This is a genomic window from Gracilinema caldarium, from assembly GCF_029265695.1.
GTDB lineage: Bacteria > Spirochaetota > Spirochaetia > Treponematales > Breznakiellaceae > Gracilinema > Gracilinema caldarium_A.
Window position 1 is genome coordinate 13,988 of sequence record NZ_JAJUHW010000010.1, and the last position, 15,412, is coordinate 29,399.

14 protein-coding genes are annotated in these 15,412 nt (G+C 50.9%); 4 read left to right on the forward strand and 10 right to left on the reverse strand.

Annotated features, from left to right (window positions below):
- Positions 1 to 25 precede the first annotated feature (25 nt).
- The 3 genes from Q7P68_RS05010 to Q7P68_RS05020 form a co-directional block, all read right to left on the reverse strand.
- On the reverse strand, positions 26 to 1,138 hold the full coding sequence (locus Q7P68_RS05010) for an ABC transporter ATP-binding protein (protein ID WP_304223586.1): 1,113 nt from the start codon (positions 1,136 to 1,138) through the stop codon (positions 26 to 28).
- Between the two features lie 9 nt (positions 1,139 to 1,147).
- Complete coding sequence (locus tag Q7P68_RS05015) at positions 1,148 to 3,355, reverse strand: ABC transporter permease (RefSeq protein ID WP_304223589.1); 2,208 nt, start codon at positions 3,353 to 3,355, stop codon at positions 1,148 to 1,150.
- An 85-nt stretch (positions 3,356 to 3,440) separates the two neighbouring features.
- Positions 3,441 to 4,448 (reverse strand): ABC transporter substrate-binding protein, encoded by a 1,008-nt coding sequence (locus Q7P68_RS05020; RefSeq protein WP_304223591.1) that lies wholly within the window; start codon positions 4,446 to 4,448, stop codon positions 3,441 to 3,443.
- 194 nt (positions 4,449 to 4,642) lie between these two features.
- On the opposite strand from Q7P68_RS05020, the gene aspS reads away from it, so the two are divergent.
- A complete protein-coding gene (aspS, locus tag Q7P68_RS05025) occupies positions 4,643 to 6,505 on the forward strand; it encodes an aspartate--tRNA ligase (RefSeq protein ID WP_304223713.1) in 1,863 nt (620 codons plus the stop codon).
- A gap of 129 nt (positions 6,506 to 6,634) precedes the next feature.
- On the forward strand, positions 6,635 to 7,429 hold the full coding sequence (locus tag Q7P68_RS05030) for an aldolase/citrate lyase family protein (protein WP_304223593.1): 795 nt from the start codon (positions 6,635 to 6,637) through the stop codon (positions 7,427 to 7,429).
- On the opposite strand, the gene Q7P68_RS05035 is transcribed toward Q7P68_RS05030, so the two are convergent.
- Genes Q7P68_RS05035 through Q7P68_RS05055 form a run of 5 tightly spaced genes read right to left on the reverse strand, consistent with a single transcriptional unit; the run spans position 7,419 to position 10,986 of the window.
- A complete protein-coding gene (locus Q7P68_RS05035) occupies positions 7,419 to 7,922 on the reverse strand; it encodes a glycosyl-4,4'-diaponeurosporenoate acyltransferase CrtO family protein (RefSeq protein ID WP_304223596.1) in 504 nt (167 codons plus the stop codon). The two genes, Q7P68_RS05030 and Q7P68_RS05035, sit on opposite strands and share 11 nt — an antisense overlap.
- Complete coding sequence (locus Q7P68_RS05040; protein ID WP_304223599.1) at positions 7,919 to 8,443, reverse strand: hypothetical protein; 525 nt, start codon at positions 8,441 to 8,443, stop codon at positions 7,919 to 7,921. The genes Q7P68_RS05035 and Q7P68_RS05040 overlap by 4 nt, the downstream gene beginning before the upstream one ends.
- Positions 8,430 to 9,068 carry a glycosyltransferase family 2 protein gene (locus Q7P68_RS05045; RefSeq protein WP_304223601.1) on the reverse strand — a complete coding sequence of 213 codons (639 nt, stop codon included), beginning with the start codon at positions 9,066 to 9,068 and terminating at the stop codon, positions 8,430 to 8,432. Before Q7P68_RS05045 ends, Q7P68_RS05040 begins: the two co-directional genes overlap by 14 nt.
- 9 nt (positions 9,069 to 9,077) lie before the next feature.
- Positions 9,078 to 9,737: an HD domain-containing protein gene (locus tag Q7P68_RS05050; RefSeq protein WP_304223603.1), complete on the reverse strand. Its 660-nt coding sequence runs from the start codon at positions 9,735 to 9,737 to the stop codon at positions 9,078 to 9,080.
- On the reverse strand, positions 9,727 to 10,986 hold the full coding sequence (locus tag Q7P68_RS05055) for an MFS transporter (protein ID WP_304223605.1): 1,260 nt from the start codon (positions 10,984 to 10,986) through the stop codon (positions 9,727 to 9,729). The genes Q7P68_RS05050 and Q7P68_RS05055 overlap by 11 nt, the downstream gene beginning before the upstream one ends.
- Before the next feature lie 122 nt (positions 10,987 to 11,108).
- On the opposite strand from Q7P68_RS05055, the gene speD reads away from it, so the two are divergent.
- Positions 11,109 to 11,906: an adenosylmethionine decarboxylase gene (speD, locus tag Q7P68_RS05060; protein ID WP_304223606.1), complete on the forward strand. Its 798-nt coding sequence runs from the start codon at positions 11,109 to 11,111 to the stop codon at positions 11,904 to 11,906.
- Entirely contained in the window at positions 11,891 to 12,928 is a 1,038-nt protein-coding gene (gene speE, locus Q7P68_RS05065; protein ID WP_304223608.1) for a polyamine aminopropyltransferase, read from the forward strand. Before speD ends, speE begins: the two co-directional genes overlap by 16 nt.
- A gap of 52 nt (positions 12,929 to 12,980) precedes the next feature.
- Here speE and Q7P68_RS05070 read toward each other — a convergent pair whose 3' ends face one another.
- Positions 12,981 to 14,669, reverse strand: coding sequence for a hypothetical protein (locus Q7P68_RS05070; RefSeq protein ID WP_304223610.1), 1,689 nt, complete (start codon positions 14,667 to 14,669; stop codon positions 12,981 to 12,983).
- Entirely contained in the window at positions 14,666 to 15,406 is a 741-nt protein-coding gene (locus Q7P68_RS05075) for an ABC transporter ATP-binding protein (RefSeq protein ID WP_304223612.1), read from the reverse strand. Before Q7P68_RS05075 ends, Q7P68_RS05070 begins: the two co-directional genes overlap by 4 nt.
- Positions 15,407 to 15,412: the final 6 nt, after the last annotated feature.

Consider the following 15,412-nt stretch of genomic DNA (forward strand, 5'->3'; position numbering starts at 1 on the left):
AAGCCCCCCTTTTTGCACACCATTCTTATTGGCTATCACCGAGCTCGGCAGGAAGGAGCCGCAGCCGGACTTCATCTGAGGTGATGGCTACGGGGCTTCCTTCAACATATACTTTTTTGGATGCCGGATCATCAATCTGAACGAGTATTTCCCCGAAGGGAGTTTCAATAAATGATTCGATACTGTGTCCGAGATAAACGTTCATTTTTACCCGTCCATCCACAAGGCCTGAGCCTGGGTCTGTGAGCCTCAGAGATTCGGGTCGGGCCATTACCAGGGCCTTAGAATTGGCCGTAATATTCGGCGCACTGCGGCTCACGGTGAGCTGCCGGGAACCGAGCCTGCATGTCCAGACAGTGCCATTTCCGCTGAGGACTTCCACAGGGAGCAATACGACCTTACCGACAAAACCAGCAACAAAAGCGGAGACTGGGTCCTCGTATATTTCTTGAGGACTGCCAATCTGCTGAATCTCCCCATCTTTCATCACAATGACCCGATCAGAAAGGCTCATCGCTTCTATGCGATCATGGGTGACATACACGGCAGTTATTCCAAGACTCTTCTGAATCCGCCTGATTTCTATGCGCATTTGTTCCCGAAGGAGGGCATCGAGATTGGAAAGGGGTTCATCGAGAAGCAACACTGAGGGTTCTACAATCAGACTCCGAGCCAGGGCAACCCGTTGCTGCTGACCACCCGAGAGTCTACCCGGTGCACGGTCCGCTAAATGCTCAAGTCCGACAAGAGCGAGGGTTTCTGCAACTTTTTTTTCAATTTCAGCCTTGTTTTTTTTTCGTAATCGTAAGCCATAGGCAACATTTTCAGCCACCGTCATGTGGGGGAAAAGGCCATAACTTTGGAAAACCGTGGCTGTATCCCGGGCATTTGGTGGAAGCATGGTAACATCTTCGTTGCCAATAAGAATTTTTCCGGAAGAAGGCAGCTCAAAACCTGCAATCATCCTTAGGGTTGTGGTCTTGCCGCACCCCGAGGGGCCAAGGAGAGTTACCAGTTCCCCCGGTGCGACCACAAAATTCGACTCATGGACCGCAATAACATCGGGCCGGCCTTTTGTATTTTTAAACCGTTTGGTAACTCCCTGGAGAGTAACGGATACACTCTGTTTTTCTGACATATACAACTCCTACTGTGACACTGTTTTTTCGGTTAGACCCTGATCACGGACTATGAGCCTCATAATCCCAAAGGCGGCTAATACAATCAGGATCAACGTAGTGGCCAGCACGCTGGCCAGTCCAAAACGCAGATTTTCGGAGAAATTGTAAATCTGCACTGTTAAATGGTACCAGCGGGCAGAAATGAGGAAAATGACCGCGCTGACCGCAGTCATGGAACGGACAAAGGTATAGGACATGCTGGACAAAAAGGCCGGTCGGATAAGGGGAAGTACGATGGATTTGAACACCGTAGGCATATCGGCCCCCAGATCCTGGGCAGCTTCTTCGATAGATGGATCGATTTGCCGGAGGCTCGCGATACCCGTTTCCATACCAACCGGGAGCTCTCGGATAATATAATTAATAACAATAATAGCAGCGGTTCCGACCAGAAGAAGCGGCGGTTTGTTAAAAGCGAGAATATAAGCGATACCCACGAGGGTACCAGGAACAGCAAAGGGTGTCATAAGTAAGACTTCCAAAATACGTTTGCCTATAAAACTGCGCCGAACTAGAATAAGAGCCGCCGCCATAGCAATGATTCCCGCGAGGGGGGTTGCAATTGTAGCAAGGGTTACTGTATCCCGAATAGCCTGCCAGCCTCGAGATAGGGCTTCCCCGATATTTGCGGTGGTAAAGGTATAATCGATGCCCCAGTTTTTCACAAAGCAGCCGGCTACAATCGTTCCATAAAGGGCAACAATAAAACCGAGGCTGATAACCACAAAGGCGGTAAGTGCGATCCGTACCGGCTTGGACGCCAACTCAGTAAGCCTGACTGAAGGTTTGCCTGTCACGGTAACAAAGCTCTTGCGGTTTACCCAATACCGCTGGGTAAAGAAGGCTGTCAGGGTCGGAAGGAGGAGCAGCAGCGACAGGGCAGCCCCTCCGCCTAAGTTATTGCGGCCCGTTACTTCGATATAGGCTTCTACCGACAGGACCTTATACGAACCTGCCAACAGCAATGGGTTTGCAAAATCGGCAAGTGAATTGGTAAAAACCAAGAGCCATGCGGAAAGTATGCCTGGCATAGCAAGCGGGAGAGTAATCGTCCAAAAGGTATGAAAACGGCCTGCGTTCAAATCCATAGCAGCGTCTTCTACGGTTGAATCTATAGATTTAAGAACGCTGGAGAGAGTTAAAAAAGCGATGGGGAACATTCCAATGGTCTGAACCAAGACCAGCCCCCCAAGGCCATAGATACTAAAGTTCTGCAGGCCCAGTAGCTGTTTGGTAATAAGACCGTTATTTCCAAAAAGGAGAATAATAGACAGGGTTAAAGAAAAGGGCGGTGAAATAACCGGCATGGTTGCAAGAGTACTGATAAGCCGTTTGCCCCTAATACTGGTCCGTTCGGTCACAAAGGCAAACAAAAATCCAATGATTGTTGATATACTGGCGGTTATAATGCCCAGTCGCATGGAGCCCCAAAGGGAAACCAAATAACGTGCAGATAGGGTAGATTTCCAAATCTCCCATGTAAAAATGCCGTCCTTTACAAAGGTAAGCCTTACCGCTTCCAGCAATGGGTATGCAATAAACGCAAGGGCTATGCCAAAAAGAATAAGTATTCCATAGCCTGTTAAGGGGTCCCGTGCAAAGAGAACCACACTATAAATGATGACAAAAAGGAGCAGGGCCAAGAGACAAAGATTGCGCAATAGATTTTCAAATTCCGCAGCAGATCCAGGGATGGTAAACACCACTAGTGCGCCCCGCAAATCAGCACTATTTTCGTCCGGCACAGGTGCAAAAAACACATTGAGAGTGCCGGTATGGTTAGCCTTGTCCGATAGAGACTGTTTGCCCGCATAGGGTTCAAGGTAATAGACACTTTCAAGACCTTTTTTAAAATCCGCCGTATCCTTAAACTGTTCCCATAACGAAAGGGCCGTTTTATCACCGGTAGGATTAATAAAGTCCCCTGTATCTGGCGATAGATGCACATAAAGACCTTTGCTGCCTTCAATGGTCTGGGATAATTCCATAATCCATGTATCAAAAAGGTTGGCATCCTTTGGAGCAGTTTTAGCAAAAAGGGTAATCTCTTTGAACTGGGCTTTTTCGGTCAGAGACCGGAAGGATCCAATTAAGGACGAATATATCCAGAAATCAATCACTGCAAAAAGGAGACCCACGCCCAACAATTTAAACCATTTCTTTTGGGGTACCATGCTGCGGCTCCATAATGAAATGGGGACGTATCCGGAGCCGTAGAAAGCTGACACCGAACAGTCCCCATCAATCTGTGAACAGATTTTAGCGATTTACACCGATTTCATCCATCCAGCGTTTGAGAAGCCGGTCTTTATTAACCTTGTCTCCATCCCACGCCATATCCTGATTAACGGTTTTTATTTCATTAATAGAGAGAGCCATAGGATGCTTTTCAGCTCCCTTAGCGACTAAAACCACATACCATTTGGTAAAGATTTTCTGAGCTTCCTTGGAAGAAAGAATCCAGTCATACAGTTTCTTGGCATTCACCGCATCTTTGCCGCCCTTTATTAAGGACATGGAAGCTAGTTCATAGCCTGTCCCTTCGGCGGGGGGGATAATTGCCACATTGGCGCCTTCTACCTTGAGTTTTACCTGGTCATGGGCATACCCAATAGCTATCGGTATTTCACCAATGGCAACGCTCTTGCCGGGAGCAGATCCCGATTTGGTATACTGGTCAATGTTTGCATCCAGTTTTTTAAGGTACTCAAAGGCCTTGTTTTCATCACCGTTGAACACATACCGCATGGTGGTTAGCACATTATATGCGGTTCCCGAGGTGTTGGGATTGGCCATACGAATTTTGCCTTTGTACACCGGGTTTAATAGGTCTGCCCAGCTCTTCGGTATGGGCAACCCCTGTTCTTTTGCTTTGTCCAGGTTGATCACAAAGGTTAGGGGACCTACATAGAGTCCGATCCAGTAATCCTGCGGATCCTTAAATTGGGCAGGAGTATTTGCAGCAAACCGCGACTTATAGGGAGTGGTGAGTCCCTTGGACTTTGCGGTGATATGATCCAAGCCGACACCGCCAACCCAGATAGAAGCCTGGGGATTGGCTGCTTCTGCTTCCATACGGGCTACAGCTTCGCCGCCAGAGAGGCGCACAAAATTCACCGTAATGCCTGTTTCTTTTTGGAACTGTTCAAAGAGCTCCTTTGCCAGGGGTTCTTCCAATGTGGTATAGGCTGACAGGCTGTTCTGGCCAAAGGCAAGGGCAGCCGAAACGAGAATGGTGAGAACTAATAATCCGATCCGCTTTTTCATCAAAAACCTCCTCAATGCAAAGCGTCGCGCCGTCTAGGGCCAAGCCCCCAGACAGCACATTTACATATCCTAAACCAATTTCTTACAGAATGCAAATAATAAGGGTCTAATATAGGGCTCCTCATATCATCAATTTTATTCGCCCCCTTGCATGCAGGCATACTGACCATATATAGTAACCTTCTATGGAAACGATGAAACGTACCGTTACCTGCGGGGATCTTAAAAAAGCCGACGCAGGAAAAACTGTGATTTTGAACGGATGGGTCCACCGCAAACGAGACCATGGGGGCATTTCTTTTATTAACCTGCGGGACCGCTATGGGGTTACCCAGGTTGTCGTTGATGCTGATGCCCCAGAGGCGCTTAAAGCGACCACTTCTGAGCTGCATAACGAATATTGTATCGCCGTCGAAGGGGTTGTACGGGCCCGGCCGGATAACATGGTTAATCCCGACATGGCCACAGGTGAAATCGAGGTCGTGGCAAAAAACCTGGTTATTTTGAGCCGCTGCGAGGTCTTGCCCTTCCAGATTGAAGAAAAATCCGACGCTAAGGAAGACCTGCGTCTTAAATACCGCTACCTGGATCTCCGTTCCGGAGGCATGCAGAAGCGCATAAAACTCCGAAACGATGTCACCTTTGCAGTCCGGGAGTGGATGCAGGCCCACGGTTTCTACGAAATTGAAACACCGACCTTTATTAAATCCACACCCGAAGGCGCCCGGGACTACCTGGTTCCGAGCCGACTCTATCCAGGAAAATTTTACGCCCTTCCCCAATCGCCCCAGCTTTATAAACAGATACTTATGGTCGCGGGCTTTGACAAATACTTCCAGATCGCCCGCTGTTACCGGGACGAGGATGCCCGGGGGGACCGGCAGCCAGAGTTTACCCAGATTGATATTGAGATGTCCTTTGTCAGCCGTGAAGACGTTCTTACCATGATCGAAGGCCTTTTTGGCTATGTCTTTAAAAAGACCTTGAATGTGACTCTTCCTGAAAAATTCCGCCGTATCAGCTACGACGACGCCATGGAGCTCTATGGCTCGGACAAGCCGGACCTCCGTTTTACCATGGAAATGCAGGACTTTGCACCCTATGTGGCAGATTCTACCTTCCAAGCCTTTAAGGATGCTCTGGCAAACGGCGAAGCGGAGCGTCAGGCCGCAGCAGCCAAGGGAGTTACCATCCCAGGCGGCGGCGTAAAGGCCCTGGTTGTTCCCGGAAAGGCCGACTACTCTCGCAAACAAATTGATGAACTTGAAGCGGCTGCGAAGATTTACAAAGCAAAGGGTATGGCCTGGATGAAGGTTGTTGCCGGTGCAGACGGCAAGGCAACTCTGGAAGGAGGGGCCAGCAAATTCTTCTTGCCAGCCGCTGACGGTTCTGGAGCCCCCGCAGACCTGGCGGGCCGGATCATTACGGGACTGGGAGCAAAGGTCGGAGACCTTATCCTTATGGTAGCGGACAGCAAGCGTAAAATCGCCAACGTGGCCCTCGGCGCAGTCCGCTCCAAGCTCGGCAAAGACTTAGGCCTCTGTGATCCCAACCGCTTTGAGTTTGCATGGATCATCGACTTCCCCATGTTCGAGTTCAACGAAGAGGAAAACCATTGGGAAGCGGCCCACCATATGTTCACCTGGCCCCAGGAAAAGTACCATGCCACCATGGAAACCGATCCCGGTTCGGTTAAGGGAGACCTGTACGACCTGGTATTAAATGGCTTTGAACTCGCCAGCGGCTCTATCCGTATCCATGATCCGGAGTTGCAGAAAAAGGTATTCAAAATCGTAGGCTTTAACCCTGAGGACGCGGAAAAGAAATTCGGCTTCCTTACCGAAGCATTTAAGTACGGTGCCCCGCCTCACGGCGGTATCGCCCCCGGCCTGGACCGGCTCGTCATGCTCATGGCAGGGGAAACCTCGATTAAGGAAGTCATCGCCTTCCCGAAGAACTCCTTTGCTGTCAGCCCCATGGATGACTGCCCCAGCGAGGTCGACCAGAAACAGCTTGATGAACTGCACCTGGTGATAAAATACCCCGAAAAGAAATAAAACTTCCAACAAACAAACAAGGGATGTCCACGCAGTGTCCATGGACATCCCTTCCCACCGCTTTTATAAATCCATTTTAGCTTTACCAAAATAGTTCGATAATAAAAACAGATTAGGAGGCTTTCCCCTATGATTGAAATTGAGCAAAAACTTCTGGACCAGCTTTTTTTAATGAAGGAAGAATACCAGATTAAAGGTATTAAGGCTGAGTTTGAGGCAGAAGGGACGAGCTACCAGGACATGGTACGGCTGAGGCGCATCACCTTGCAAGCGGGGGTAAAGCTCTTTGTTAAAATTGGCGGGGTCGAGGCAGTCCGGGATCTTAAAGACTGTCTTGAGCTGGGGGTCGACGGCATCATCGCCCCCATGGTGGAGTCGCCCTTCGGCATTAAAAAATTTCTAGATGCCTACAGATCAGTATTCCCCGCTAAGGACCACCATTTAGCCATCAATATAGAAACAAAACAGGCGGTTCAGCTCTTACCGGACATCCTTTCCGCTGCCTATCCAGCCATCGATGCCATTACTATTGGGCGTACCGACCTGAGCGCATCCTATTTCGATCCCGGCATTACACCCGACAGTCACTTTATCTGGGAAACCATAGAGGCCATCATCGAAACCGCTGCTGACCGCTTCGCTATTACCGTGGGTGGGAATATTTCGAACACAACCCAGGAACGTATGCCCCAGTACCCCCTGGCGGCCCGGACGGTGCAATTCGTAGAAACCCGCAAGGTCATCATTCCAACCGAGGTATTCCTTGCAAACCGCGCGGCCCTCTTGGACGCCCTCTGGTTCGAAGAACTATTTATCCTTTCCCGCAAAGAAGTAAGCGAACGGTTCCTTGCACCGGACTTAAAACGGCTGGACAAGCTAGCCCGTCGAAGCAGCCCGAGCCCCGTACCAATAACTAAGGTTTAAACTTACGCTTAAGCGTTCCAGGGTCAGGCGCTAGAATCGGCAGGCCAAGCAGCCTGGCCCGGTTATAGCGCTGAATAAGGACAAAAGGAACATTGGCTAAGAGGGCATACAAAAACATAATCAGGTTCGCAGGCCAGGGATTCCAGGGAAGGCAGAGAGGATAAAACACAAAGGGTAAAAGATGGGCAAGCTCTGCCCGGCAGGTTTCCTGCACAAAACGGGCAAGATACTCCCGGTCAAAACGTTCAAGCCGGGACTTATTAAAAGGGTGGAGAGAGAAAAACTCACCCGCCTCCGGAAGCCTGTCCTTCCAGGCTTGTATTCTTAGATACCGCCGATATACTGAGCCCTTCTTTTCCCAGGGGTGGATTCTAAAAAGCAGCCCTTCAGGCCGGTATAGACTATCCGGGAAAAGATGCACCATATAGCCGCTTGCAAAATGAACCGCCACCCAAAAAAGTGAATTGGCGAGGATATAGAAGAGCACCATCATTTAATCTGAACCCTCCGGCCCCGCCACTCTATGGGAAGACGCAATAGCTGCATCATAAAAGACCTCGCGAGCACGATTACAAAAAAGAGGGCAAAACAGGGAAAACCGAGAGAGCTCCACCAGCGGAAGGCCCCGATCCGCCTTACACCGGAAAATAAAACACCGGCAAAAACGAGATAGGCAGCACCAAAAAACAAACCCGCCCTCAGCTGCGCCGCGGCGAGAGATCTTATCAACCCTATGGGGATACTGAAAGATAAGGTCATAATTGATGAAATGATCAGGATAGTCCAGAGACTTGATCGCTGGGCTCCCAGGGCCATATTTTTTGACCAGCCGTTAAAAAGCGTATGAAAACCCTCTGCGTACATTCTAAAGGTTATTCGGTTCCTGTGGGGTATCGAATAGAGGGGGACCTTAAGCTTAGCAAAGGCCTGGCCTAACGCCATATCCTCCAGTATGGAGTCCCGAACCAGGAGGTGTCCCCCCGTAGCATGGTATGTTTCCTTATCTATGACCATACAGGGACCAAAAAAAACCGAGTTTTGTTTCAAAGGGATGCCGCCACTGGCCGAGATCAAGGCCAAGGATGGCAACCAGGTTGAAATAGAGAGAACACTGTTCGTAGGCCCTTTTCATAGCATGATAGGGCTGAACGCTGAGTACAGATCCTGGTCTGCTGTAACATGCAAGATACTCCAGGGCATCGGGGGCCAAAGTCACATCGGCATCAAAAAAAACAAGCAGGTCGCCCCTCGCTTCCAGAGCTCCTGCATAACAGGCTGCGCTTTTTCCTGTCCACCTGGGATCCCCTGGGGCTTCCAGCTGGGCAGCCGATAGTGTATCTGCAGGCTGAACAACCCGGCATCCAAACCGGCGGGCGAGCACAGCGGTTTCATCGGTGGAACCATCATCCACAACAATGACTTCATAGGGCGTAAACGTCTGGTTTTGCAAAGATTCAAGCAGCGGGCCGAGCCTCTGTTCTTCGTTGCGGGCAGGAATAATGACCGAAAAACGTACTGCTTGGGAGGATACAGTGCTGCCTTGCAGATGGGAAAGCGGGGCGGTATAAAAGCGGCGCAGTCTCAGGAAACCGAGAGATGCGAGGTATGCACAGATGAGAAGCGGTATCAGGTCCTGCATAATGGAACACTATACACCCCAAGCGCTTTTTTCCGCCAGGCTCAATATTGCTTTTAAGTCCCTCTGGGTTACGCTCCTATGGGCGCTTTCAAGAAATTCATCCATCCCGCTGAATCCTTCCGCTTTGAGGGCCGCCGCTTGAATCCCCATTTCAAGCCGGTCAAGCTGGCGAACAAAACGGGATTCGGGGCTTTTACCCTCCTCAAAATCTTCCCACAGGGCAAGAAGACGCTCAGCTTCCGGCAAACCAGCTACAACCCGAAGGAAAGCTTCCCGTTCCCGTCTATATTTTTCTTCAGGCGATACACCGTCTACCGGCGTAATATCCCCTGCGTAGACCTCTCCCAGTTCATGGACCAGGGCCATCTCCAGGCACCGAAGCCGGTCCAGACCGGCAAACTCTTCAGTTTGCCCAAGCCGATCCGCTAAAAGCAGGGCCAGAAGGGCCGTGCCAAAACTGTGGTCCGCCACCGATTCGGCCCTCGCTTCGCTGACACCCCGTTTCAGCCAGCCCTGGCGGAACAGGCCCTTAAGGTCCATGATCCGGACAAAGGTTCGCAGGACCGCTTCGGTGCCGGGCGGCTCTAACCCAATAGGGGCCTTTTGACGACTCTCTTTGTTTGGCGCACCCAAAAGCCGCCCTTCCCCATCTTGGAATTTACGCTTCATAGGCAAGGATCCTCCGGTCCCAGCGGTCTACCACAAAGGCTAAAAAAGCCCAGATCAAGCAAACTGCGGCGGTTGCAAGCCAAAGCAGGGCATAGTTGCCTCCCCCAAGCAGCCAGCCCCCAGTAAGCGGGCCGATTACCCAGCCCGCAGAAAAACAGACACCCAGAAAGGACTGAAAGGACGCTCGCCAATTGGCAGGAGAATGCCGGGCAAGAAAGACCCCCATGTTTATGGAAGAGACGATTTCTCCGGTGGTCCAAATAACCGTGGAGACTGCAAACCCAATAAACGAAAGCCGCATGGCAAGCATACCGAATCCTATCACATAAAAAAGACCGGAAAGGGACATACAGCTCAAGGGAGTCCATGAACGAAGGAGCCGGGCAATCGGAATGGAAAAGAGGATTACCACCACCGCATTCAAAGACATAAGGTATCCCATAGAACGGGGACCCGCTTTGTCCATCACATGGGACACCGTCATGGGAAGACCAAAGCCGGTTTGAGAATAGGTAAGACTGGAAAGGACTGCAAGACCCGCAAAGGCAAGCAGTATAGGCCGGGAAACAAAGGCTCGGAAGGCGCCCCGCCCATCATGATGTTCCAAACAGGATGCCACATGAGTTTCCTTGGGCATTTTTACACCCTGGCTTATCAAGAGAACTGAGAGCAGGGTTGTAAAAGCATCGCCCCGGAATAACCAAGGAATGGAACGTTCAAATAGGAATGCTGCCACCAGGGGTCCCAGAGCAACCCCCACATTGATAGACCAGTACTGGAGCCCAAAGACTTCCTTCCGTTTTTCCGGAGGAGCGAGATCAGTAAGTACCGCGCCGATGAGCGGCCGGGCCCCGCCGCGAAAGAGGCTGCCAAATACGATGAGTGCGGGCGCCCAAGGAACATGGACCATAAAACTGAGTAGCAGATTGATGAACGCCCCTGCGCTTTGGAACATAAGGAGGGCTTCTTTACGGCCTGTGCGGTCAGCGACCCAGCCAGAGAGAAGAGAACCTGCCATCGAAGCGGTAAACACCATGGAAATCACAAAACCCACACGGGCTGCTTCATAGCCCAACACCCGGGATAAATAAAGGGCAAGAAAGGAACCCACAAAATCGCCAAAACGGTTAATCATGGTGGCAAAAAACATGGACCATAAAGAAGTACCAAGCCCGCGGTACGGAGCAAGAAGCCGTGCCGGAATACCTGCAAGGGACGATCCGAAGGATGCCAGTCTCGAATTATTCATAATTGGCCCACTATAACCTAAACAATGGTAAGTGGGAATAGCGCGGTCTTCTCCGTTTCTTGACTAATAAAGCGTTATATTACACTATTTAAAAATACCAATTTTTAGGAGACACAAAGAGAGTGCTCAAACATGTTCGGGGACGAAAAGTACGGCTTGAAGGCTTTAACAACCTTACGAAATACTTAAGTTTTAACATCTATGACCTCTGCTATGCCCGATCCCAGGAGTCCCAAATAGAATACCTGGAATATATCGACAAAGAATATGATTCGGAGCGGCTGAAAACAATCATAGAAGAAGTAACCCGGATTATCGACGCAAAATTAGTTAATGTCACAACCCAGGATTATGATCCCCGCGGAGCCAGCGTGGTAGCCCTCATCAACGAGGATCATCCGGTTCTAAGTCCCGCGGTCTCCACCAACCACATGCCGGAGACTTCCATTGTAGGACACTTGGATAAAAGCCATATCACCGCCCATACCTATCCGGAATTCGACACCAGCACCGGGCTTGCCACTTTTCGGGTAGATATCGATGTATCCACCTGCGGCATGATCAGTCCCCTCAGGGCTCTGCACTATCTCATCGACTGCTTTGATTCTGATGTGGTGCTTATCGACTATCGGGTCCGGGGCTTTACCCGGGACACCAGGGGAAACAAAATCTTTATTGACCATGACATCTCATCAATCCAGGATTTTATTGATGAAGATGTGCTTTCAGATTACCTCGTCTACGACATTAACATCCTTTCGGATAATATTTTCCATACCAAAATGAGGAAAAAAGAGATAAAACTGAACGATTATCTTTTTGGACCTGAGATCGAAGACCTTTCACAGGATGAACGGAAACGAATTAAGGAGCTCATCCGCAAGGAAATGCAGGAGATCTTCGAATGCGAAAATTTCTAGACCGAATTCTGTCTTCCAAGTCCTATGAAATCCGTGAGCGGGTGAGCCGGACTTCAGGATGGTTTTATCGGGCTAAAAAGATCTTATACCGCGGCAAAACGGCATACCAGAGCATAGAACTATTGGAGACCGAGGAATTCGGCCGCACCTTACTTCTTGATGGGGCCACCCAGGTTATGGAGGCCAATGAATTTCAGTACCATGAACCCATGGCTCACATTCCCCTGCTTGCTCATCCGCAGCCTGAAAGGGTGCTCATCATCGGCGGCGGAGACGGAGGGGTCCTGCGGGAAGTCCTGAAGCACCCCACGGTCCGTCATGTGGACCTGGTAGAACTGGACGATGCGGTCATTGAATTTTCCCGGACCTTGCTTGCCTTCTGCAGCAAGGGTGCCTTTGACGATGATCGAGTCAGCATACATGTCCAGGACGGCAGAACCTTTGTCGAAACAGCTAATAATCAATATGACATTGTCATTATGGATATGACCGATCCGGCAGGTCCATCCCTGAGACTCTACAGCCGGGAGTTCTTTTTAGCCCTGTCAAAGCTTCTAAAGGATGAGCGGGCTTATTTTATCATGCACAGCGAATCACCGGATTGCCGCCCCGAAGCCTTTGCTCGGATACACCGGACCCTCAGGTCCGTATTCTCCCGGGTAGAACTAGCGACCACCTGTATCCGCATGTACGGGGGCCTCTGGTCCTTTGCGATTGCCAGCCTCGCCAGGGGCAGCCCCTCCAAGGGCGGCGCTGTTACGGTCGCCGCCCTCGACGGAAGCGCAAGCAAAACCGCCAGCGAGCCCGCCAGGGGCGGTACCGCACTGCGGGAATTTTCGATCTCCGAAATAAGGCGTCGCATGGACGAGCGGGGGTTATCGGGGCTGCAGGTTGTCGCGCCTGAAACCTGGCAGGCCTTTTTTGCCCCCTACCCCTACATCCAGACCCTTCTTGCTAAGGAGGGCGACATTTGCACCGACGAAAACCCAGAGTTCCCCGACAGTTTTGACTATAGGGGATAAGCAATCACTCACGAGCCGCCTGAGGTTAAGCAGAGCTTACCCCCTTCCCCCCTCACACTTCCAGAGTCTTTAACCGCTGCTCCCCCAAGGGCAGATACAGCGCAAGCAGAACCGCAAAGAGAAGAAGCGGAAGCACCACAAGAATAAGGACAAGGAGCAGCCAGGTCTTGGCCCAGGCAAAGGCTGCAACACCGGTACCCGCCAGAATGAGCATTTCAAGGAGTATCATCACTACCGCATTGACATTCTGTTTCATGGCCGCCACTGGGTTTTCCCAGGCAAGCTGAGGATTCAGGGTGTCGATGTAGAGACCTGCCAAATTAAAGAGGGCTGACAGCGTACTGGAAGCGGCAAGTACAAGAAGTACCCGCAATACATTAAAACGAAAAAGAAAAATCCCTAGAAATACCGCCATGAGGGAACCTGCAAGTCCAAAAACGAGGCCATGGAGCAGCTTTGCCATGAGATAGAGCCGCGGTGAAACCGGCAGGGTCTTCATATAGCTGATATGCTTGGCGTCCCGAGAAAGGGCCGTGCAGGTAATACTCGTGGCTGAACCGAGAAAGGCCCCGGCAAGACTACTCAACAGCACCTGCTGCAGGGGCGAAAGGAGTGACCCAGCGGCGCTGCGCAGTTCATTCAGGGACCCTTGATTTCCCAAAGAAAACACTAGACTCACCGCAATAACGACGGGCATAAGCACAATGATGAAGGGCCCATTCAAAAAGTACACCGGCTCCCGATTCATGCTCCACAGTTCCCGGAGAAGGAGGGAAACAAGCTTTCCCCGCCGGGCCGTGCTTGCCTTGAGGAAGGCAACAGTCTGAGTTCGGTTCATCCGTCTGACATACTGTTCGGAAAAACCCTGTATAACCCGGGTATAGCGGGGGGCGAGGACGCTTAAAAGCCCGTAGGAAGCTGCAAGGACCGACATGAGGCAGGCAAGGAGACCAAGGGTATATAAAGGGTTTGCCGCACTGAGCAGGGCACCCAGCAAAAATTGCAGAGGCGGAAGTGCATCAAGAAGACGCAGGAAAGCTTCATTTGACCCCCGCAGGAGGACCGCCAGTTCTTCCGGGCCAGCTGATGAAGCGAGCAGCCGGTTTATGGATGCGTTAAAAAAGAGAATGATGACCATCATGGCCAATCCAATTAGCACCAGCATCCGATCCCGGTTCCTAAAAAACTTACTTACCGAAAGGAGCGGGATACTGATACAGTAGCCTAGGACGCTGACAACTATGACAGCCAGGATGATCTCAAGGAGGGCATTGACATAAAAGAGGGCGGAAACACCTGCGGATATGCCATAAATGAGAAAACCGGTACCAATAGAAAGCAGAGCAATAAAGAATTGGGGAACCGCCAGGGCCAAAGCCTTGCCTGCAAGTAAAAAGACAGGCTTCGCCGGCAAAGTAGCCAGATAGGTTTCCATCTCGTTGGTATAGACAGTGGAAAAACTGGAGACAAAACTGAGAATTGCCACCAAGAGGCTCCCGTACAGCAGTGCGTAGACCAGCATGAGCCGCAGAAGCCCCAGCGTTGCAAAAACCTTATACAGGGATGAATAGACTTCCCAGGCCATATAACCGAAAACGCCGATGACATAGATAAAGAGGGCCAGGGTTCCCACCCCCTTTAAGAGCCCCTTTGGTGAAAGTTTACCCGACGAATCGCGAAGTGCAGGAAGGGCATAAAAGGTGGAAAAATAAAACCGGATAATGGCTGCCAATGATTTCATGCTTCCCCGCCTCCGCTTTCCACCAGTTCCAGGAACAGGGATTCCAGGGAACCGTCTTTTCCCCGAAGCTCCTTAAGTTCATCCAAGGTGCCGGTAAACATAATCTTTCCCTTATTGATGATAGCAAGCCGGTCGCAGACCTTTTCAGCCACTTCCATCACATGGGTAGAAAAAAACACACAGGTTCCCGCCAGGGCCCGCTCCCGCATGAGTTCCTTAAGGTTAAAGGCGGCCTGGGGGTCAAGGCCGACCAGGGGTTCATCGAGAATCCAGTTGGACGGCTCAGGGAGGAGGCTGGCACATACGAGGAGCTTCTGCTTCATGCCCCGGGAATAGCTGCCGATCCTTGCAGACAGCACGTCGGCTATTTCAAAGCGTCTGGTGTAGGTTTCGATGCGCTGCCGACGGGCATCCCGGTCAACGCCGTACAGGTCGGCAATAAAATTAAGGAACTCAATGCCCTTAAGCCGCGCAAAAAGTTCCGGGTTATCCGGCACATAGCCGATACGGGCCTTTGCCTCAAGGGCCCGGGCGGGAAGTTCCAAACCATCCACCGAAATCGTCCCCCCATCGGCTTCAAGAGCACCGGTAATGAGCTTTATGGTCGTGGTCTTTCCGGCCCCATTAGGGCCAAGGAAGCCGAAAATAGAACCATCAGGAATTGTCAGGTTGATGGAATCCAGGGCCTTCGTTTTATTTTTACTGTAGGTCTTGTTCACTCCCTGCAGGGTAATCATATGGTC

Coding starts and splice junctions, on each gene's coding strand:
- Q7P68_RS05010 (WP_304223586.1), bottom strand. CDS start 1,138: ATGTCAGAAAAACAGAGTGTATCCGTTACTCTCCAGGGAGTTACCAAA.
- Q7P68_RS05015 (WP_304223589.1), bottom strand. CDS start 3,355: ATGGTACCCCAAAAGAAATGGTTTAAATTGTTGGGCGTGGGTCTCCTT.
- Q7P68_RS05020 (WP_304223591.1), bottom strand. CDS start 4,448: ATGAAAAAGCGGATCGGATTATTAGTTCTCACCATTCTCGTTTCGGCT.
- aspS (WP_304223713.1), top strand. CDS start 4,643: ATGAAACGTACCGTTACCTGCGGGGATCTTAAAAAAGCCGACGCAGGA.
- Q7P68_RS05030 (WP_304223593.1), top strand. CDS start 6,635: ATGATTGAAATTGAGCAAAAACTTCTGGACCAGCTTTTTTTAATGAAG.
- Q7P68_RS05035 (WP_304223596.1), bottom strand. CDS start 7,922: ATGATGGTGCTCTTCTATATCCTCGCCAATTCACTTTTTTGGGTGGCG.
- Q7P68_RS05040 (WP_304223599.1), bottom strand. CDS start 8,443: ATGGTCATAGATAAGGAAACATACCATGCTACGGGGGGACACCTCCTG.
- Q7P68_RS05045 (WP_304223601.1), bottom strand. CDS start 9,068: ATGCAGGACCTGATACCGCTTCTCATCTGTGCATACCTCGCATCTCTC.
- Q7P68_RS05050 (WP_304223603.1), bottom strand. CDS start 9,737: ATGAAGCGTAAATTCCAAGATGGGGAAGGGCGGCTTTTGGGTGCGCCA.
- Q7P68_RS05055 (WP_304223605.1), bottom strand. CDS start 10,986: ATGAATAATTCGAGACTGGCATCCTTCGGATCGTCCCTTGCAGGTATT.
- speE (WP_304223608.1), top strand. CDS start 11,891: ATGCGAAAATTTCTAGACCGAATTCTGTCTTCCAAGTCCTATGAAATC.
- Q7P68_RS05070 (WP_304223610.1), bottom strand. CDS start 14,669: ATGAAATCATTGGCAGCCATTATCCGGTTTTATTTTTCCACCTTTTAT.
- Q7P68_RS05075 (WP_304223612.1), bottom strand. CDS start 15,406: ATGATTACCCTGCAGGGAGTGAACAAGACCTACAGTAAAAATAAAACG.